The organism is Williamsia limnetica (assembly GCF_003217475.1).
In the GTDB taxonomy this organism is placed as follows: Bacteria; Actinomycetota; Actinomycetes; order Mycobacteriales; family Mycobacteriaceae; genus Williamsia; species Williamsia limnetica.
Map to the genome: position 1 here is coordinate 23,676 of NZ_QJSP01000029.1, position 19,386 is coordinate 43,061.

The 19,386-nt window shown below is 61.7% G+C and carries 12 protein-coding genes and 3 pseudogenes; 10 read left to right on the forward strand and 5 right to left on the reverse strand.

Annotated elements, in window-relative coordinates; translation table 11 throughout:
• The first annotated feature begins 19 nt into the window (after positions 1 to 19).
• The gene (locus DFR67_RS28900; protein ID WP_158540067.1) at positions 20 to 1,774 is read left to right on the forward strand and encodes a helix-turn-helix domain-containing protein; all 1,755 of its coding nucleotides are present in this window, start codon (positions 20 to 22) and stop codon (positions 1,772 to 1,774) included.
• A gap of 448 nt (positions 1,775 to 2,222) precedes the next feature.
• On the opposite strand, the gene DFR67_RS28910 is transcribed toward DFR67_RS28900, so the two are convergent.
• A complete protein-coding gene (locus tag DFR67_RS28910) occupies positions 2,223 to 3,164 on the reverse strand; it encodes a GlxA family transcriptional regulator (protein WP_110472910.1) in 942 nt (313 codons plus the stop codon).
• 108 nt (positions 3,165 to 3,272) lie between these two features.
• Here DFR67_RS28910 and DFR67_RS28915 point away from each other — a divergent pair, with 108 nt between their 5' ends.
• Complete coding sequence (locus DFR67_RS28915; RefSeq protein WP_110472911.1) at positions 3,273 to 3,584, forward strand: putative quinol monooxygenase; 312 nt, start codon at positions 3,273 to 3,275, stop codon at positions 3,582 to 3,584.
• A 989-nt stretch (positions 3,585 to 4,573) separates the two neighbouring features.
• Positions 4,574 to 5,888, forward strand: a pseudogene (locus tag DFR67_RS28920) (ISL3 family transposase).
• 21 nt (positions 5,889 to 5,909) lie between these two features.
• On the opposite strand, the pseudogene DFR67_RS31310 reads toward DFR67_RS28920, so the two are convergent.
• The 3 genes and pseudogenes from DFR67_RS31310 to DFR67_RS31315 form a co-directional block, all read right to left on the reverse strand.
• A pseudogene (locus tag DFR67_RS31310) lies at positions 5,910 to 6,230 on the reverse strand (integrase core domain-containing protein); the annotation flags it as partial.
• Positions 6,231 to 6,237: 7 nt separating this feature from the next.
• A complete protein-coding gene (locus DFR67_RS28930; protein ID WP_211325197.1) occupies positions 6,238 to 7,629 on the reverse strand; it encodes an IS30 family transposase in 1,392 nt (463 codons plus the stop codon).
• Positions 7,630 to 7,631: 2 nt separating this feature from the next.
• Positions 7,632 to 8,626 (reverse strand): annotated as a pseudogene (locus DFR67_RS31315) (IS3 family transposase); the annotation flags it as partial.
• Between the two features lie 424 nt (positions 8,627 to 9,050).
• Here DFR67_RS31315 and DFR67_RS28945 point away from each other — a divergent pair.
• Complete coding sequence (locus DFR67_RS28945) at positions 9,051 to 9,395, forward strand: hypothetical protein (protein WP_110472915.1); 345 nt, start codon at positions 9,051 to 9,053, stop codon at positions 9,393 to 9,395.
• A 1,161-nt stretch (positions 9,396 to 10,556) separates the two neighbouring features.
• Here the strand turns inward: DFR67_RS28945 and DFR67_RS28955 are convergent.
• The gene (locus DFR67_RS28955) at positions 10,557 to 12,197 is read right to left on the reverse strand and encodes an AMP-binding protein (protein WP_110472917.1); all 1,641 of its coding nucleotides are present in this window, start codon (positions 12,195 to 12,197) and stop codon (positions 10,557 to 10,559) included.
• 281 nt (positions 12,198 to 12,478) lie between these two features.
• On the opposite strand from DFR67_RS28955, the gene DFR67_RS28960 reads away from it, so the two are divergent.
• The 6 genes from DFR67_RS28960 to DFR67_RS28985 all read left to right on the forward strand — a co-directional run bounded on the left by DFR67_RS28960 (position 12,479) and on the right by DFR67_RS28985 (position 18,249).
• Positions 12,479 to 13,216, forward strand: coding sequence for an SDR family NAD(P)-dependent oxidoreductase (locus DFR67_RS28960; RefSeq protein WP_110472918.1), 738 nt, complete (start codon positions 12,479 to 12,481; stop codon positions 13,214 to 13,216).
• A 29-nt stretch (positions 13,217 to 13,245) separates the two neighbouring features.
• Positions 13,246 to 14,427 (forward strand): acyl-CoA dehydrogenase family protein, encoded by a 1,182-nt coding sequence (locus DFR67_RS28965; protein ID WP_110472926.1) that lies wholly within the window; start codon positions 13,246 to 13,248, stop codon positions 14,425 to 14,427.
• An 80-nt stretch (positions 14,428 to 14,507) separates the two neighbouring features.
• Positions 14,508 to 15,695 (forward strand): acetyl-CoA C-acyltransferase, encoded by a 1,188-nt coding sequence (locus DFR67_RS28970; protein ID WP_110472919.1) that lies wholly within the window; start codon positions 14,508 to 14,510, stop codon positions 15,693 to 15,695.
• Between the two features lie 142 nt (positions 15,696 to 15,837).
• Entirely contained in the window at positions 15,838 to 16,419 is a 582-nt protein-coding gene (locus DFR67_RS28975) for a TetR/AcrR family transcriptional regulator (RefSeq protein ID WP_110472920.1), read from the forward strand.
• A gap of 547 nt (positions 16,420 to 16,966) precedes the next feature.
• The gene (locus DFR67_RS28980; RefSeq protein WP_110472921.1) at positions 16,967 to 17,374 is read left to right on the forward strand and encodes a hypothetical protein; all 408 of its coding nucleotides are present in this window, start codon (positions 16,967 to 16,969) and stop codon (positions 17,372 to 17,374) included.
• 8 nt (positions 17,375 to 17,382) lie between these two features.
• Positions 17,383 to 18,249: an alpha/beta fold hydrolase gene (locus DFR67_RS28985; RefSeq protein ID WP_245938230.1), complete on the forward strand. Its 867-nt coding sequence runs from the start codon at positions 17,383 to 17,385 to the stop codon at positions 18,247 to 18,249.
• The last annotated feature ends 1,137 nt before the right edge of the window (positions 18,250 to 19,386 follow it).

Here is a 19,386-nt window from a genome sequence, read left to right on the forward strand (position 1 = left end):
AGGGGGCGTTCCCGCAGCCGTGGCGGAACGTCAGTTCGAAGATGCGCTGACGATCCGCGAGCGACTCGATCAGCGGCGTCGACGCGCGGACGAACTCACAGCGCTCAACGCAATCGCCGGTCAGCTCGCATCGGTGACCGATATTGATCTGTTACTGACGCAGATCGTAGAGCATGCGAAGGATCTGCTGCGCGTCGATCTGGCATATCTCAGCCTTATACACGCTGAGCAGGTAACCATCGTCGTCGCAGCCGGCCAGATCTCGTCGTACCTGACTAAGTTGACGATGCCAATCAAGGAAGGCTTTTCGTCCGCTGTCGTGGCAAATGCGGCACCTCTCTGGACTAGCGACTATCGAAGAGATGAGCGTTTCCAACACCACGAGCGCGCTGATGCGGCCGCTCGACTAGAGGACATCCGCGGGCTCTTAGGAGTGCCAATGCTGTCTCAAGGCAAGATAGTAGGGGTATTGTTCGCTGCCAAAAGGCAAGAGCGTCAATTTGCAACCGACGAGATAGAATTGCTAACAGCACTAGCCGCGCATGCGGCGGTCGCCCTTGTGAACTCACGAGTTTTGGCCGAACAAAAAACTTCCGCAGAGCAGTTGCAGGCTGCGAATGCCCGTCTTGAATCGACCATCCGCTGGAATAACGCATTAACAGCATTAGTTCTCCGCGGTGGCGATGTCAGCGACTTACTATCTGAAGTGTCACGGGAAGCGGGCTATCCGGCAATTTTTGTTCGATCTGCGTCTGACCTTCCCGACGAGTTACGCAACGACACTGAGGTTTCAAATAGGATCCTGGCGGTCAACCTCGATTCAGACTCCTACGCTGAAATAGTTACCGAAGCCCGCTCCATCTTGGCAGTGCCGGTCGTTGCCTCTGGTGACTGGCTTGGTGTTCTGTTCCTGGATCGGCCAAGAGATGCAACAGTCACAGCAGTAGACCAGTTGATGGTTCTAGAACGGGCTGCGCTATCCGTGGCGTTGCTTCTACTGGGGCAACACGTCGCGTCCGAAGCGGCACGGAAGACGAGAGACGGCCTTCTCCTTGATCTTCTCACCCGTCAAGTCGACGATCATCGAGAGATCAATACGCAGGTCAGATTGGCGGGCTTGAATCCAGCGCTGACTTATTCGGTCGCAGTAATTTTGCCCGTCGGAGACAGGGCTGCGGTGCGACGAAGCCTTGAAGCGCTTGTTCTTCAAAGCCACAGCGCGATATGCGACTACGGACAGCGATTCGTACTTGTAGTGCCCCGCGTTGACCCCGAAGAATTAGCGGTCACACTCTCAACCTCAACGATTGCAGCCGCGGCGACTACCGGGATCGCCGGGCAGACCAAGGACGTATCAGAACTCACTAAGTACTTCAACGAGGCCAGCCAGACGGTTGACGTGATGCTCACCCTCGGCGCACACGGCCAGACGGCGACCGCCGAACGCCTTGGCCTCTATCGAATTCTTTTAAGCCACGCTGGAACTCGTGAAGTGAGTCGACTTTTCGAAATTTACCTGGGGCCGGTCAAGACAGAAGAAGATCGCTCTGGGGTGCCATTGCTTGAAACTCTGGACTGCTTTTTACGCAACAACCAGCGTCATGCAGTAACTGCCGGTGAGCTGAATATTCATTCGAACACCTTGTATCAGAGGTTGGAGAAACTTACTAAGGTCCTCGGCACGCGGTGGAAGCACCCTGACCACGCCCTCGATCTGCAACTTGTTCTTCGCTTGGAGAAAAGCGCCAAGAAGCTTGGCGCGCGAACGAAGTAGCAGCTGTCGGCCCTTTAAATCCTACGTAACAAGGATGAACCACCCCGGGTTTGATGGCTCTTCCCAAATGAGGGTGTAGGTCGGCCGGGCGCGTCGGTCCGCAGATAGACGTCGAGGTCTCCCGACGACGGAGGTTCCTACGCCATCCATCCGAAAGACCTCGACGTGTCCGACGCTACCCGCGGGCCGGCTTCGGCCGCCCTGACCTGACCGCCTTCGTGTGTCATCCCAATCGACCCTGATCGGGTCTGCTGACCCCCTCGACGAGAACGCAGCGACATCACAGCCACCCAACCCCGACCGTCCGGGAAGACGGGGCACGTCACATGGCCTGTGCTGCGGGCGTGTCGAGTGGGTCGTCCAGGGGCGACGCAGGAGCGTCGACGCGACGTGCTGAGAGGTGGTTCCAACCGAGCGCTAGGACACCGGCTACAGGCATGGCGATAGGTCAGGAACGGCGTCGCTCCCTGCGCAGGAGGGAGCGCAGAGTCTCGGCGTTCGCGTAGCCGACCCGTAGCGCGATCTCGGCGGAGGTGAGGTCCGTGGTTGCTGAGAGGTGCCGAGCTCGTTCGATGCGAAGCCGTTGGACGAAGCCGAGCGGAGTGAGGTTGAGCGCCGCACGGACTCGTCGTTCGAGGGTGCGCCGGCTGGTGGCGAGCGACTGCGCGACGAAGGCGACGTTGAACGGTTCGTCCAGGCGGGCGCGCACGAAGCGTTCGAACTCGACGACGATCGGGTCCTCGTGCCGGAGATGTTCGTAGGCGACGAAGGCCGCCTGCGACGGACGCTCGTCGATGATGAGGAGCTTGGCGACATGTTGGGCCAGGTCGGGGCTGATCGATCGCACGAGTGAGAGCGCGAGGTCGATGTGGGCGAACGCGGCGCCGGCGGTGACGAGGTTCCCGTCGACCACGACCATGGTGTCGAGATCGAGGGCGACGGTCGGATAGCGCTTCAGGAACTCCGGCCCCAGGAACCAGCTGGTCGTCGCCCGCCGATGATGCATCCGTCCGGTCTCGGCGACGGCGAACACGCCGGTGCACGCCGCGGCGATCCGGGTGGTCGCGTCGTCGAGGCGCCCGAGTGAGGCGATGACCGAACGTGCATCTCGGCTCTGGAGGGCGTCGTGGGTCGCGGCGGCCGTGAGGGTTCCAAGCGCAGGGACGACGACCACGTCGAACTCTCCGGACTCCGACAGCGGGTGGTCCACCGACAGGGTCATCGATGCCGTCGTGGTCACTCGCCGTTTCGGTCCGAGGATGGCGAGTTCGATCGGGTCGATCCGCGGGTCGACATCGCCGCGGGCTCCGTCGGCCACCCGCACGATGTCGATGACCGACGCGACCGCCGAACCGAAGCAGCCGTCGATCGCGATCAGTCCGATACGCATGGCGCGAACAATAGCAATACTGTCGTATACGCCACTCCCCACCGGCCCTCGCTCGTCATACGCTGAACTCGCTTCACCAAGGAACCTCGACACCTAGGAGAACCCCTCATGTCCGCACCCGCATCACTTCCGTATGCCTTCGTCGCCAAGATCGTCGCGGCCGATGGACAGCACGACGCGCTCGCCGATCTGCTCGCCGGCGCTGTCGCACTCGCCAACGAAGAAGTAGGAACGATTGTCTGGTTCGCGGTCAGGACCCACGCCGACACCTTCTGGATCTTCGATGCATTCCCCGACGAGGCCACTCGCGACGCCCACGCCAACGGCGCCATCGTCGCAGCCCTGATGGCCAACCAGCACCTCCTCGGCGCAGCACCCGAGATCCTGGCGGCCGACGTCCTCGCGTCCAAGCTCCCGTAGTCCGCCAACGCACGAGACGATCGCGCCCCGCCGAGCCGTCGGACCCGACCGCCTCGACACCCGCACCACGTTGACGATCCCCGACGGGCCGATCACGAGGAGGCCAGGCAACACCAGGCGCAAGCCTGGAGCGGCACTGTTTCACCGGTGGTCATCGAGAGAGCCAGCGCGGTTCCATGGCAGCGCAACTGTGTCAACTTGCCCTCCGTCCCGCGAGGCGCCGTGGGCGGGTCGTGGTTGCGATCCGTTGCCGTGACGGGAGACGCGTTGCGCGTCGCAGCGATGACGGGTCGTTGGCGTTCCGGGGCGTTGCGTTCGTGCGCGCCGCGTGCGGCATGGAGCATCTCGCTGCGCACACAACGATCGCTGCGCCGACGCACCGTTGACACCTCGCACGTCCAGGTCGCGACACAACGCCACGCTGCGTTGCCGAGCGGAGCGAGGCCTATCGGCACACGGACAGGTGCCGGCCGCGAGCGCTCAGCAGGCGAGGGGTCCGTCGCAGAGGAGAGCGACGTCGGTGTCGGGCAGAGCCGTGAGGCCAGCGCATCGCGCGACCACCAGAACCGAACCGCCCCTGCCCTGCGTTTGCGCAGGTCAGGGGCTGTTCGCCGGAGCCGCCTGTCGGAATCGAACCGACGACCTAATCACGTCGGCTTTGCGTCTATCGCTTGATTGCGCCCACTGGGCGAACGAGCCGCTGACCTGCGCAAACGCCGAGCGTGGGGGACGCCGCCATCCGGTGGTGACCGACGACGACCGACCAGTACCGACCGTTTCACCGGAGCTTGCGGCGGCGTCGAAGCCGAGCAAGCTCCATTCTTTTAGCTCACCGCGCCCTCCTCCTCGCCGGTCCCGTCGTCGTCGAAGACGTTTCAGGGGTCTTCCCAGATGCCGGTGTAGGTCGGCCGGGCGCGTCGGTCCGCAGATAGACGTCGAGGTCTCCTGACGACGGAGGTTCCTACGCCATCCATCCGAAAGACCTCGACGTGTCCGACGCTACCCCGCCGGCCGGCTTCGGCCGCCCTGACCTGACCGCCTTCGCTCGACTCGACGGCCTCGGTCTGAGCGTGACCGGGCAACGACTTGAACCGGATCGTGCGGTCCTCGCGTGCCGCGTGGTGGAACCAGATCAGTGGTGCCGACGGTGCGGCAGCGAAGGCGCTGCTCGTGACACCGTGATCCGGCGGTTGGCCCACGAGCCGCTGGGCTGGCGACCGACCGTGCTGGAAGTTGTAGTGCGCCGCTACCGCTGTGCCGACTGCGGACACGTGTGGCGCCAAGACACCAGCGCCGCGGCGGAGCAACGCGCGGAGCTCTCGCGCACCGGGCTGCGGTGGGCGCTGGAAGGGATCGTGGTCGCACACCTCACCGTCGCCCGTGTCGCCGAGGGACTCGGGGTCGCGTAGGACACCGCCAACAACGCGGTCCTGGCCGAAGGCAAGCGGCTGCTGATCAACGACCCCACGCGGTTCGAGGGCGTGAAGGTCATTGGCGTCGATGAGCACGTCTGGCGCCACACCAGGCGTGGCGACAAGTACATCACCGTGATCATCGACCTCACCCCGGTCCGCGATGGCGCCGGCCCAGCAAGGCTGCTGGACATGGTCGAAGGCGGCGTTCAAGACCTGGCTCGCCGACCGCGACGACGCCTTCCGTGACGCGGTCGAGGTGGTCGCGATGGACGGCTTCACCGGGTTCAAGACCGCCGCTGCAGAGGAGATCCCGGACGCGGTCACGGTGATGGATCCCTTCCACGTCGTGCGCCTGGCCGGTGACGCCCTCGACAGGTGCCGGCGCCGGGTCCAACTCGCGATCCACGGGCACCGTGGGTTCAGGGACGACCCGCTCTACAAGTCACGGCGCACGCTGCACACCGGCGCGGACCTGCTCACCGACAAGCAGAGCGACAGGCTACGCGCGCTGTTCGTTGATGACGCTCACGTCGAGGTCGAGGCGACCTGGGGTGTCTACCAGCGCATGATCGCCGCCTATCGCCACGAGGACCGGCAACGTGGCCGCGAGCTCATGGAGAAGCTGATCACCGACCTCAGCGCCGGCGTCCCCAAGGTGCTCACCGAGCTCACCACCCTGGGCCGGACCCTGAAGAAGCGAGCCGCCGACGTGCTCGCCTACTTCGAACGACCCGGCACCGGCAACGGGCCGACCGAGGCGCTCAACGGACGGCTCGAACACCTGCGCGGCTCCGCACTCGGGTTCCGCAACCTGACCAACTACATCGCCCAAAGCCTGCTCGAGACCGGCGGCTTCAGACCCCAACTCCTACACCCCCGATTGGGATGAGCCGGTTTGATGCACACCTGGTTACTGGTGCGCCTCCACGAGCGTGGGGACGTGTTGAGTGTAGTAGTTCTGTTCGGCCTCGACCGGTGGGATCCGGCCCAGGCGGTGCATGAGCCTGCTGGTGTTGTACCAGTGGACCCATCTCGATGTCAGGTATTCCACATCACCGAGCCGGGTCAGCGGGCCGATACGAAATGGCGAATCCTCCCGAACCGCTTCGGTTTTGTAGAGCCCGATGGTCGTTTCGGCAAGAGCATTGTCATATGCATCGCCCACTGTGCCGATCGAGGACGTCAGGCCCGAAAGCCCCAACGTCTCCCCACATCGCACCGACGTGTACAGGGCGGATTCAATCTGTCTTCGCAACACCATGCTGTGATTGCGAGTGTAGTTGATCGGCAAACACTTCCGCTGGCGTTCTCCACTTCAATGCCTTTCGCGGTCGGTTGTTGAGCGCATCTGCCACCGCTTCTAGTTCTCGTCGGTCATATCGCGCGAGGTCTGTTCCATTCGGAAAGTATTGGCGCAGTAGACCATTGGTGTTCTCGTTTGTGCCGCGTTGCCACGGGCTGTACGGATCGCAGAAGTAGACGCTGATGCCGGTCGCGGCAGTCAGCTCGGCGTGCCGCGCCAGTTCCTTCCCTCTGTCCCAGGTCACTGACCTGCGCAGATGCTCAGGAAACGGCGTCAGCGCTGCAGCAAGGGCATCGCGCACCGACTCTAACCCGTACCCAGATAATGCTGGCCCGTTCTTCACCGGTGGCGCCGCCCCGTATCCGTCCTTGCGTGGCAGATGCAGCAAGGTGGTGAAGCGACTCGTGCGCTCAACCAGTGTGCCGATGGCGGACCGACCAAGCCCGATGATGAGGTCGCCTTCCCAGTGGCCTGGATCTTTCCGTTTGTCGACTTCTGCAGGGCGGGCGCCGATGGTCACGTCGTCGGTGATGAACCCGGTGCTCAACTTCTTGGCCCGAGCACGGGGCTTACGTAACGCGCGTCCGGTTCGCAGGCACGCCACCAATTCCCGCGTTAACCCGCCGCGGCCTTCAACGTAGAGCGATTGATAAATCGCCTCGTGCGAGATCCGCATCGACGGGTCATCGGGGAACTCCAAGGGCAACCGGTGCGCGATCTGTTCTGGGCTCCACGCGGTCGCCCACCGGCGGTCCGCTCGCCGTGGTTTGTTCCGCCCTTTCCACGACGCGGACGGTCCCACAACATTCCCGTCACCATCGCGTATCACCCCGGAAAGTCTGTCCTGCACAAACTCTTGAAGCTTTGGATGCTCAGCGAGCTTCGCCGGCTTCGGTCGCCGAGCAGCAAGATCGGCTTTCCACTGCGCGGTCGATGCCCGATACTCCAGCTTCCCGTTTCGGGTGGCGGCGTTTCGCCTCAACTCCCTCGAGATCGTTGACGGTGATCGCCCAATCCGGCCGGCCATCGTGCGAATACTCAACCCCTCCGCGCGCATCACCGCGATGTCTTCCCGCTCGGCGAAGGACAGATAACGCCCCGAAGTCGGGGCCAGATCGATTGGTGGCATACCGCCAGCGTGACGGAACCAGCGCGAGCCCACCGGCCCCGACACGCCGCACGATACCGCTGCATCCTCGCTCGTAAGGCCCTCGGCGATCTTTCCCCAGAACGCACGCTCAAGATCTCGTCGAACCGGCGGCCGACCCGGAGACCGCATCACCGCCCGCCCCGTCAATGCCGCTGCCCATCCCGGTGGTCGTCCCATTCCACACCTCTCTCGTCGAGGTGTTGCGTCCACCGGTTGAACCCGGTCTGCGAACCGGCATCGGAGTGATGAATAGTGTTGCCCAAGAACGGTTTGCCTTCAAATCTGCGGAGCTCTGCAGCGTGGCGAACCGCGGTGCGAACGAACTTGTCGGTCTTGGTAGATGAGCATTCCCAGCCCACGATTCGGCCAGCGTAGGCATCGATAGCGAACGCGGTGTACATGTGCGACCCACCGGCCATCGGCACGTACGTGAAGTCCGCGACGATCAACTGGTTCGGTGCTGGGACCTTGAACTGCCGATCAACGAGGTCCGGTGCCCGCTCATCGGAGGGGTTGGCGATGGTTGTCCGTACCCGTTTGCGGCGAGTGACTCCCTGCCAGCCGCTGCGCATCAGCCGTTCCACCGTGCACCTGGCCACCGGTATGCCTTGTCGCTGCAGGTAGGCCCACATCTTCACGGCCCCGTACAGCGATTCTGGTGGCCGTCTGCCCTCGGCGTCGGCTTCGTAGTAGCCGACCATGATTTCGGTGATCGTGGTGTCCCATAGGGCCCGTGTGGACAGCGGTCGCGCCGCCCAGGCGTAGAACGTTCTCGGGGAGATCTTCGCGCCGTGTGCAGTCAGCACGCGGCAGATCTGAGCGACCCCGAACCGAGCACGATGCTCGGCAATGAACGCGCACACTATTGCTGTCGCGGGTCGCTCTCCCGCGCGAAGAAAGTCGTTGCCGCCTTGAGGATTTCGACTGTCTCCTCCAACTCCAGGACTTTACGTTTGAGGACGCGGACCTCAGCCGCTTCCTCCCGCGTGACCCCAGGCTTGCCGCCCTGATCGACCTCCTGCTGGCGAACCCACTTGCGCAGCGTTTCCGGCGTCAGTTTCAACCGCTTGGCCGTCGCGGTGATCGCCGCGTACTCGCTCGGATACTCATCACGATGCTCGACCACCAACCGCACAGCCTTCGCCCGGGTCGCCTCGTCGTACTTCTTCGGCATGATGCCAACCTTCCCTCACATGAAGGAGTGCATCAAACCCGGGGAGATTCAGGAAGGGGTTTCGTTTTGTGCCTGTCAGGGCGGTTACTTGCGTGGCACGTGCGCTTTGGACCAGGCTCGCCTTGTCTGAATGGGCCGGACGTTGGATGGTAACTAGTTCAGGGGGGTCACCGGTAAGTAGGATAAGGCATTGGCTCGTCGATCTGAACATTCATCACGCCACGCACTGCGCGTTTCCGGCACCATGTTGGGTTCGGTGTACGTTCCTCCCACCGAGACTTGAGTGTACTAGACACTTTAACTATTGACTGCGGCGGCGACCGATTGATTAAGATTGTGATGTAGGAGATGGCGGTCACTTTTAACCATCAAAAGTGAGGTTCATCATGTGCAACGCGGTACATTCCACGCTTAAGGAGTAGCCATGACAAACGCGGCAAATGTAGGGTCAGAGCTGATTTACGAGAACGACACGGTGGCCATTTGGAATTTCGTGCTCGAGGTCGGCGAAGAAACGGCTATCCACACTCATGATCGTAACTATGTGTGGTATGCGGTTCAGGGGTCATCGTTACAGGTGTTTGATAGTGAGAACAATGATGTGGGGACTCTGGAGGTTCCGACCAATTGTGTTTATGTTTTGAAAATTGAAGACGGATTTCTTGAAGTGGTGTCCGAAGTGAGTAAGGGTGCCAGGGTTCCTGTAACCCATAAGGCAAAAAATGTCGGGGCTTCGCCTTACCGCGAGATACTCGTTGAGTTCAAGTAGTTGTTAACCATCTAAAAATGGAGACCATGTGCCGCAGTTTACGTGCCCTGTTTAACGAGTCTCGATGATTTGAATAGCGAGCGCATCACTCAATAATTGCGCAGGATTGGCTTCGACTCGCAGTGTGGACGGCACCGTCTTCTCGGTGTCGTCCACACTCTCTACGCCTCAGTGTTGGCTGGCGACGGCTTGTACGCAGGAGCGCTTATGTCACTCCGTGCCCGTGCGGGGTTTACGGCTGCCGCCAGGCCCCACACACGTATCGCCCACCGGTGACGGTGATCGCACGCCAGGATCGTCTAGTCGCAACCGCCCGAGGCGCCCGGCTGCTTCCTCGCGTTTGCAGGCCACGAGTTGCGCTGGTTTGTCCGGCATGACAACACCGGCGGCCCTGTCGATGTATGGCGAGTCGACGGCATCGATCACTCGGAGATGGCCAAGTCGAAAGATGGGTATCGGTTCCATCCCGGCCTCATTGATCGTGATCGGCGCACCCTTACCAGACGGACATACCACCCCGAGGATGGTCAGGGCCGTAGTAACCCGGTCCAAAGCTTGTAGTCGGACCCCTCCCATCGGAAGTACCGGCGGTGATCCGCAGTGCGTATAGCCACCGGTGACGAAACGCTTTGTGGCACAAAACGCTACAGCGGGGGTTTTGGCGGTGAGCGCGGGATTAGCAAGTTCACGCGTAGCGTGGTCGCTGTCCGCCGCTGGGGAGAGCGACCCACCGGGCGCAAGCCTGTGGCGAAACGCCGGCTGGGGACAGCGGTGGTCTAAGGTCCTGCGCAGCTGGTTCCATGTGGGGACTGATGGGATGTCGCCGGCGGGTATTGCTGCGGCCCTGGGCGTGGGTTGCCGCACGATCGGCACCGATCAGATCAGGGGATATGTGCTGTCGGTGGTGATGCAGCGGCGGGCGGGGGTTCTGCGTGCTCTGGCTCGGACAAGTCGAGACTCGGAGTGCACAGCTACGAGATAGGTACCGAAGGTGCGGCGGGGAGCCGCAAGCTATGTGGGGCAGGCCTTTATCTGCTGCTGTCCCGGAAGTGCTTCTTGGTCATGTTGACGGGGGATGCTGTGTTTGCGACGACTTTGGCGATGGATTGCCCTACCGGAAGTGGCGTGACGCCGTGTCGCTCCGCTGACGGTCAGGCTCTCTCAGTCAGTCGGAAGCTCTCGCACGGCGGCGCGGCGTAGCTTGCCGACCTCGGTCCGGGGGAGCTCGGTGCGGAAGTCGATCACACGTGGAGCTGCGTAGGGTCCGACGCGTCGGGCGACGAGATGCTTCAGATCCGCGGCGAGTTCGCGATCGGAGTAGGTGTTCTCGTTGCGGACGACAACGGCCCGCACCACGCCTCCCCGCGCCGGGTCGTTGTAAGCGACGGCCGCAGCCTCGGCCACGGCGGAGTGCTGCAGAAGTGCGTTTTCGACCTCTACCGGGCTGATGTTGTGTCCGGACGCGATGATCATGTCGTCGTCCCGTCCGAGGATCTGCCACCGTCCGTCGGCGTCGATGACGGCCCGGTCTTCGGTAAGGAATACGTCGCCGCGCCATCTTTCGGCCCACAGACTTGGGGTGTTCTCGTACCCGCTGCACATCTGGTGCCGTGGTCGTCGCACTGCGACTAATCCGGGCTCGCCGGCCTCGACCGGTGTTCCGTTCCTGTCGGCGAGAAATGTATCGAAGCCAGGGATGGTCGACGACAGGCATCCAGGTTCGGCACGTGACTCAGTGCCGTGAGTGTCACCCAGGAGCATGCCGATTTCGGTCAATCCGTACCCGTTGCGGACGTTGGGTGCACCTACCTGCGACCAGTCGGCCGCGACTGACGCGGTTAAGGGTTCCCCGGCGGCGGCGACGGTGCGCAGCGACGGTGGAACTCCGAAGTCTGCGAAGGTTGTCGTCAACCTCCGCAAGGCCGCGGGTGCGGTGGTGAGGATGGTGGCCTTTTCTTCCTCGATGACGCGATGCCACGCCCCAGGCGCGAACTTTCCGGAGTACATCACCCGCTGCACGCCGAGGGCCATCACAGCCGCACCCGTGGTGTAGAGCCCAAATGCCCATGCCGGGTCTGATGTAGAGAACAGCACGCTTTCCCTCGTGGCTCCGAGCACGCTCTTCGCGTATGGCATGACGGAAACGAATGCGGCGTGCGTGATCTTGCACGCTTTCGGGGTCCCAGAGGTCCCGCTGGTAAACATCAGGGTCGCGATATCGTCTCGAGTGGTAGCCGCGAGTGGGCCGTCGGAGTCGGCGGTCGTTATCTCTGCCCAGAAGGACTTGTCCCCGGACTCCACGATGTCAGGGCCGACGACGAAGACGGCGGGATCGAGTCCATATGTGGATTGTGCCTCTGCAAGAGCAGCACGGTAACCATGGTCGACGACCACGGCTCGGACCCTGGCGGCGCTCAGCCGCATACCGATTGCGTCCGCGGCAAATCCACCGAACAGCGGCACGTAGACGATCCCGGAACGCCACGCCGCGAGGGCAGTGATCCAGCTCTCGACCTGGCGAGAGAGTAAGCCGCCCACTCGGTCGCCGCGTGTTAGTCCGGCATTTGCGAACACTCGGGCTGCTTTGGAAGCCAGGCGGTCGAGTTCGTGGTAGGTCCAGCGATCGGCGGTTCCGTCCTCGTGCCGGACGGTCAGTGCGATCCGTTCTGGCTCCGATGCGTACCGGCTGCAGATCTCATGAGCGGTGTTGAAGTCGTCACCGAATGGGTCGTGATCGAGCATGGATTCGATGTCTTTCCATGCACTGACCAGCGAGGACGCAGGAACGTCGTTCAGGGACATAGTAGCCACCTTTGCAGTTTCGTCGAGTCGGTACGAGGCCGTTCACAGCAGGTGCACGCGAGTTGCGCAGGCAGCCCATTGCCGCGTCCCTCATGCGAGTACCGGCAGTTCTGATGTGCTGCCTATCACAGGAGTAGCACGCCGGGCAGCGCGGCGCAAATAATATTGGACTGCCCATTACAACAATCCGGTTAAGCACATAAGGCCAGATACAGACCATTACCTAAGGAGCTAAAGACGTCGTATGGACTCTTCTTGGACTGATTGGTACAGTGCGAGTCATGGATGGGAACAACTACGACCGGGTTGCTTTGGTCTCCGGAGGGTCCCGCGGAATCGGCGCTGCGGTTACCTCAGCTCTCGCAGAGCGTGGATGCCGGGTGGGATGCACTTACCGCACCGGCCTCGAGGAAGCTGAGAAACTGGCCGCCGGGCACCCCGGGCAGGTACTCCCGGTGCAATTCGACTTGAGTGACCCAGCAACCGCGACAGCAGCTGTGAATCGTGTTGTTGACCACTGGGGCCGCATGGACTCGCTGATTTTGAACGCGGGTCAGTGGGCTGGAGGGCGCCTGGCCGAGACGGCAGCTGACAGCTGGTGGAGGGTAATCGACAGCAATTTGCGCGGCACTGTCGATCTCACCCGGGCGGCCCTGCCCTACCTTGCAACGAGTCCGTCGCCGAGCATCGTCTTGGTTTCGTCGGTTGTTGGCCTGATCGGTCACGCCGGCGACACCGCCTACGCGGCAGCGAAGTCGGCGATGGTGGGGTTCGGGCGATCCCTGGCCAAAGAGGTCGCACGCGACGGCATCCGGGTCAACATTCTTGCTCCGGGCTTCGTCGCTACCGACATGACCGACGCGGTGCCGCTGTCCTCGCGAAAGCGCATCGAAGACGCGACGATCCTAGGAAGGTTCGGCACCGTCGACGAAATCGCCAGAGCTGCAATCTTTCTCAGTGAAGAGGCCACCTTCTGCACTGGCTCAGTCCTCACCGCCGACGGCGGCTGGGCGCTTTGACAACCCAAACGACAAAGGGAGTGAACACCATGACTGCAACCCTCGCGACCGGCCTACCGGAGTCGGAGTACCAGGCGCTGCGCGACAGTATCTTTGACGCGATTTGGTCCGAACTGGATCCGCTCGAGACGCGGATTGAAGACGAGGAGCGGGTTCCCTACGACATTGTTCTGCCTGTTCTCGAGCGAATCGGCGCGTTCGGACTGCTTGTGCCTCGCGAGTACGGCGGCAGCGGACTGTCCATCACTCAATATCTGCCGATCATCGCTGAGTTCGCAAAGGTGCAGGGTGGATTACGCACAATCGTGCACGTCCACAACTCTTTTGCCCACGCCCTCTTCGAGATCGGCAACGACCAGCAACGCATGGACATCTTGCCCGGGGCAGCCACCGGCAAGAACTCGCTTGCATTCGCGCTCACCGAGCCGGGGCACGGGACCGGTTCAGATCTTGGTTCCATGGCTGTGAGAGACGGGGGCGGTTACGTCCTAAGCGGAGAGAAATGGCTGATCACCAACTCGGACATTGCTTCTCATTTCATCGTCTTCGCAAAGACAACCGAGACCGAGGTTTCTGCCTTTATAGTACCCCGTGATGCTGCGGGCCTGTCCATCGCGCCGCTGCCGGAAACCATGGGATGCAAGGGAACCGAACATGGTCGCCTGACCTTTGACTCCGTGCGGGTACCTGCCGAGGCCCTTGTCGGCGCGGAAGGGCAAGGTAACGAGCATCTCGAGCGCGCCCTCGAGATCAGCCGTGTCTTCATCGCGGCGAGTTCACTGGGCACTTCCGAGCGCGCGCTCGAACTATCGATCGCCCACGCCAAGGATCGGGTGACGTTCGGTAAGCCAATCGGAGCTCGTCAGGGCATCCAGCGGTACCTCGCAGAGATGGCCACCGACATCTATGCCCTGCGTGGGATTCTCGCCGACGCGGCACAGAAGTGGGACGCAGGCCAACGAATCCCCGCCGAGGCCAGCATGTGCAAGTTGTTCGGTCTGGAGGCCGTCGGAAGGGTCACCGACCGGGCGCTGCTCATTCACGGCGGTATCGGTTACACCCGGACCCATCCGATCGAACGCCTATACCGCGACGCCCGGCTTAACTGGCTCGAGGAGGGCACTCCGACCATCCAGTACCACGTCACAGCAGGCCAGCTGCTCAACGATTACGCCTTCGCCGACGCATTTGGAACGGCGAGTCGAAACTAGACACACTTACCGAGCTCTGCCGACATGGCTGTTTCGAACGTCGGTAGGGCTCGGTAGCCGTTTCCGAGAAGGACGAAACAATGACGAACGACCCCACTGTTCTGGTGGCGGGGGCACGAACCCCGTTCGGCCGCTTCATGGGAAGCCTGTCAAGCGTCGTCGCCCAAGAACTGGGTAGCCATGCGATCCGGGGCGCCTTAATGGCCGCCGGGATACATCCAACCCGCGTCGACCACGTCGTGATGGGGCAAGTCCTCGCTGCCGGCTGCGGCCAGTTACCAGCGCGCAGTGCTGCCGCCGCAGTCGGGATACCGATGACGACTCCTGCGCTGAACATCAACCGCATGTGTTTGTCTGGCGTCGATGCAATCACGCTGGCGCACCAAATGATCGCAGCCGGCGACGCAGACATCGTGGTAGCGGGTGGACAGGAGTCCATGAGCAATACGCCGCATCTGCTGAACAACCGTCGGGGACACAAGTACGGTGACGCACCCTTGATCGATCACCTCGCGTTTGACGGATTGCAGGACACCTTCTCTGGACTTTCGATGGGGGAGCTGACCGAGTCGAGAAATCCCGACTACGGGATCACCCGCGACAGCCAGGACGAGTGGGCAAGCCGCTCACATCGTGAAGCGGCCCGCGCATGGAAGGACGGGCTCTTCGAGCGCGAAGTCATCCCCGTCCCGTTGACGGATATTCGGGGCGGAGTGACCGCCATACATCGCGACGAGGGGATTCGAGCTGGCACCTCGGTGGCTGATCTGGCCCTCCTGGCGCCGGCATTCGACCCCGCTGGCTCGTTGACAGCGGGCAACTCCTCGCCGATCTCAGACGGCGCCTGCGCCGTTGTCGTCACGCGCAAATCGACCGCGGTCGGCCTCGGTGTGCCCTGGCTGGCGGAGATCGGATCGCGGGCGGTAGTCGCGGGGCCCGACTCGGGCCTGCACGAGCAGCCGGCGAATGCGATCCTGGTGGTCTGCCAACGCGAGGGCATCGATCCCCGCGACCTCGATTTGGTCGAGATCAACGAAGCGTTCGCAGCGGTGGCTCTTGTCTCGACCGAGCGCCTTGGTATCAGCGCGGACCGCGTAAACGTCAACGGCGGCGCTATTGCCCTGGGTCATCCCGTTGGCGCCTCGGGTGCCCGCATAGTTCTACATCTCGCCCTGGAGCTTCAACGCCGGGGGGGTGGAGTCGGAGCTGCAGCGTTGTGCGGGGCCGGAGGCCAAGGGCAGGCCCTGATCATCCGCGCAGGAACTTGATCTCGGCTCTCCGTGGTTGCCGACGCCTGCATCGACACAAGGGCACCGCGGCGAAGGGCTGTTGCCGCAACGTGGGCCGCGAATCAACTCGCCTGGCCCGACTAAACTCAGCAACACTGACAGCGGGAGATAGAGGCATTCGATGAGCGACAAGTACGACGCCAACCGGGACCGCGTCCTGCGAGTGGCCGCGGAGCTATTCGCGAAGTCGGGATACCACGGTACCGGCATAACCGACTTGGGCACGGCTGTCGGACTGGGCCGCGGAGCGTTGTACCACTACATAGGTAGCAAGGAGACGATCCTCTACGAGATCAGTAGTCGACAACTTGCACAAATGAACACTGTCGCGGATGAACTCGCTTTGACTGAAGCCGATGCCGAAAAACGTTTACGTGGATTAGCCCGTGCGCTCATGCGAAACATCGCCACTCATCGAGCGGAGTGGACTGTGTTCTTCCGCGAGTACCACGCCCTCACCGACGAGCGCCGTGACCGGATCATCGCCGGACGCGAACGCTACGAGTCGCACTGGCGTAATGCCCTCGACCAGGGGGTCCGCGACGGCCAGTTCCGATCGCTGCCACGGCTGATGGTCAAGGGCGTACTCGGCATGTTCAACTACAGCTACCTCTGGATCACCCTCGACGGCGCCGAGAGCCCCGAAGAGATCGCAGACGACTTCTTGGACTCGATCATCATCGGAATGCGTCTCCGCGAATGATGATGTCGTATTCTGCCTCGGACAGCTGCTTCTGTTGAATTGCGTTGCCTGACACTGCCTGACGCCAATTTGCGTTGGCGCCCAATCAACTAGGGCGGACTTGCAAGGTCGGCGAACATCGATCGCTGGTGCGCGCCTACGCGGGCAACCCATCCATCTGCGGCGCAACGCACACTCCCGCAGATGCTTACAGACCCGACATCCAACGGTGGTCCACCCATGCTGGAACTTAAGGTCTACCAAACATGCGCCCGGCTGGACTGTAAGTTTGGCCCGCGTGGTGGTGGTGTGATATGTGTACCGGTTTGTACAAACAAACGCCAAATAAGCTGTCAAATGTCTTGTACTAGTCGTTACAAGAGTTGTATGCTGAAGTGGCACGCCTCACAGCGGTGACAGGTTGCCTCACAACGCATCTCATCGCCAAGGCGTGATTGGCGGCCCTCGAAGAATCGTTCTGATTCGTATATCAAAGCCGGTGTTTCGTGGTGGTCGCGATCTGGCCGTGGAAGTCCCTCGGTCTATCAAAAAGAAAGGGCAACGACGTATGTCGCTCTCAGACCCGGGGTGGGTTGAAAAGACCTCCCGGACAATTCAGACAGATCCAGAATTCTCGCTCGAAGCTCGGCAGGCGGTGTTCAACTTTCTCCTCGAGTCTGGGGATCATCGCTATGTTGTCTCCTTCGACAGGGGGCAGATCGCTGTCCGTCCGAACCCCACCGCGGCGGACGCGTGGGATTTCGCTGTGCGCGGCACCGCTGACTCTTGGAACCGTTACCTCGACAAGTCAGATCCAGATGCGGAATACCGCGATGTGTTCGGAATGTGGTTGCAGGGGCCAATGAGTGTCACCGGTGACATCAAGTCGCGGATCGTCCTGGAAGGCGACTACCGCAAACTGTTCGCCAATCTTCAGCCTCTGTACGTGTACCTGTCGAAGCTTCAAACGGTTTAGGAGAAATGATGGCCCACATCGAACCCCTGACGGGGCAATATGTCCATGTCGAAGTAGACGGAACAATCTACCGAACCTATTTCGAGTCCAACGGAACCGGTATCCCACTGGTCTGTCTTCACACTGCAGGCGCCGACTCCATCGAGTACCGCCATCTGCTCAATGATGAAGACATTACTCGTGACTTCCGGGTCATTGCCTTCGATATGCCGTACCACGGTCGCTCGCTACCTCCGGAAGGATGGTGGGAACAGGAGTACCGTTTGACGCAGAAGTTCTACATGGACTTCATCATCGCGTTCAGCCAAGCGCTCGACCTCGACAAGCCGATCCTCATGGGTTGTTCGATGGGTGGATATGTGATGCTCGACATCGCGCACGTGCACCCCAATAAGTTCAGCGGTCTGATTGCCCTGCAGCCTCGCGCATATGAGCCCAACTGGGCGACGATGTCAGACTGGTTGGTGCACCCCGAAGTCAACACGAACAACGCTGTGCGGCCGCTTATCCGGAGTCTCTCCTCGTCCGAAGCGCCGGAAGAGTGCCGGCGAGAAGTCGAGTGGATCTACTCGAAGTGTGCTCCCGGAGTCCTCGGTGGTGACTTCTATTATGCGTCGACCGACCATGACGCGAGACCCTTCCTCGGTGAGATCGACGCAGAGAAACAGGGCCTGTATGTCGTTGGTGGCGACCATGACTGGAGCTGCTACCCCGAACATACGGCGGAGCTACGGGATGCCGTTGTTGGCTTGAAGAACCAGGAAGTGCGGATTCCTCACGTCGGACACTTCCCGCCCTCGGAACATCCGTCGGCGTTCAAGGCCGCCATCGTTCCGGTACTGAACGAACTCAAGGCCCGGTACGAAGAGGCATGACCGTCACGCATTTCCCGTAAGTAACCCGGCCGGGGACGCTCAGCTGCTAGCGTCCCCGGCCAGGTGCGAGGAGAGCCTCGTTCTCAGTCGCATTTCGCAGGTCGAGGAGGCGCGCGATCGCGGACCTCCGTGGTCATGATTCGAGGTCTAAGCCTGGTGAGTTCGAGTGACTACTATCGCCGGTGCGCTCGCTGGAACGAAGGCAGCAGCAAGCGCCATCATCGCGACATCGACGCGGATCACCTCATCGGCTTCGCACGCATCTGGGCGCCGTACGGAGGAGCGACCGAAGCTGAGATTTTTGGGCTGTTTGGTATGACTCGGCGCCGATTCGTCGAACGATTGTGGCAGATAATCTCGGAGTCCAACTGCGACCAAGACGAGGTGCGCATTCTGGCGGATGCATACCCACCGCTAGGGGACGCTACTAGCGAATAGCCCGTTCTTCACCCGTGAGACGTCTTGGCGATAAGTCCAGGATCGAAGCGATTCACGGGGCCTGGGCCCGAGATATATCCTGTGAGTAATAGCGTTGATGATCCCTCCGACATATCCGACGGAATACCCGTCTAGATGTGGGTGCAAACACAACGTTCCTGTACCAGTGGTGCAGGCCCGCGAAGCCCGGTGCCCCAGTCTGTCGCGGTAACACCGCGAACTAGCTGTTCTTCCCGGGGAGGTTCTCTGGATCCATGCGGCGCGGGCAACCTAGCGCATCCCGGCCAAGGGTGAACCGCAGAAACTGTCGAGCAACAGGCAGTGTTCGTCCTCTGCTTGCTTGGCTCAAGCTCGATTTCGTCACTGATGACGAAACACATTTCGCCACAATCTAAATGTGGCGCGAAGATACCTTACGTCGGCTAAAGGCTCCGGCCTTGATGGGTCAATGTCACTGATGAACCGGGGGCGCCGTTCACTGAAAACTCTCGACGACGGGTGGCGGCGCCCCGCACGGCCGGGCAGATGCAGCGCGTCAACTGCGTTATCCAGCTATCCGCGGCAAGGGGTCGGCCGTTCGGGAGTCGGTCGGAGCAACCCAAAATGTCGACGGTCACGTAATTCCTCAGGGGTTTCCGTCAGGTAATTCCCCATGTCCGAGCGTGCTGGGGTCAGCGTAGCTGAGCAGGTCGGGTGGGG

Excerpts from the sequence above, each read along its gene's own strand:
- DFR67_RS28930 (WP_211325197.1), bottom strand. The coding sequence starts at position 7,629 with ATGGGACGACCACCGGGATGGGCAGCGGCATTGACGGGGCGGGCGGTG.
- DFR67_RS28965 (WP_110472926.1), top strand. The coding sequence starts at position 13,246 with ATGACTGCAACCCTCGCGACCGGCCTACCGGAGTCGGAGTACCAGGCG.
- DFR67_RS28955 (WP_110472917.1), bottom strand. The coding sequence starts at position 12,197 with ATGTCCCTGAACGACGTTCCTGCGTCCTCGCTGGTCAGTGCATGGAAA.
- DFR67_RS28980 (WP_110472921.1), top strand. The coding sequence starts at position 16,967 with ATGTCGCTCTCAGACCCGGGGTGGGTTGAAAAGACCTCCCGGACAATT.
- DFR67_RS28970 (WP_110472919.1), top strand. The coding sequence starts at position 14,508 with ATGACGAACGACCCCACTGTTCTGGTGGCGGGGGCACGAACCCCGTTC.
- DFR67_RS28960 (WP_110472918.1), top strand. The coding sequence starts at position 12,479 with ATGGATGGGAACAACTACGACCGGGTTGCTTTGGTCTCCGGAGGGTCC.
- DFR67_RS28975 (WP_110472920.1), top strand. The coding sequence starts at position 15,838 with ATGAGCGACAAGTACGACGCCAACCGGGACCGCGTCCTGCGAGTGGCC.
- DFR67_RS28915 (WP_110472911.1), top strand. The coding sequence starts at position 3,273 with ATGTCCGCACCCGCATCACTTCCGTATGCCTTCGTCGCCAAGATCGTC.
- DFR67_RS28985 (WP_245938230.1), top strand. The coding sequence starts at position 17,383 with ATGGCCCACATCGAACCCCTGACGGGGCAATATGTCCATGTCGAAGTA.
- DFR67_RS28910 (WP_110472910.1), bottom strand. The coding sequence starts at position 3,164 with ATGCGTATCGGACTGATCGCGATCGACGGCTGCTTCGGTTCGGCGGTC.
- DFR67_RS28945 (WP_110472915.1), top strand. The coding sequence starts at position 9,051 with ATGACAAACGCGGCAAATGTAGGGTCAGAGCTGATTTACGAGAACGAC.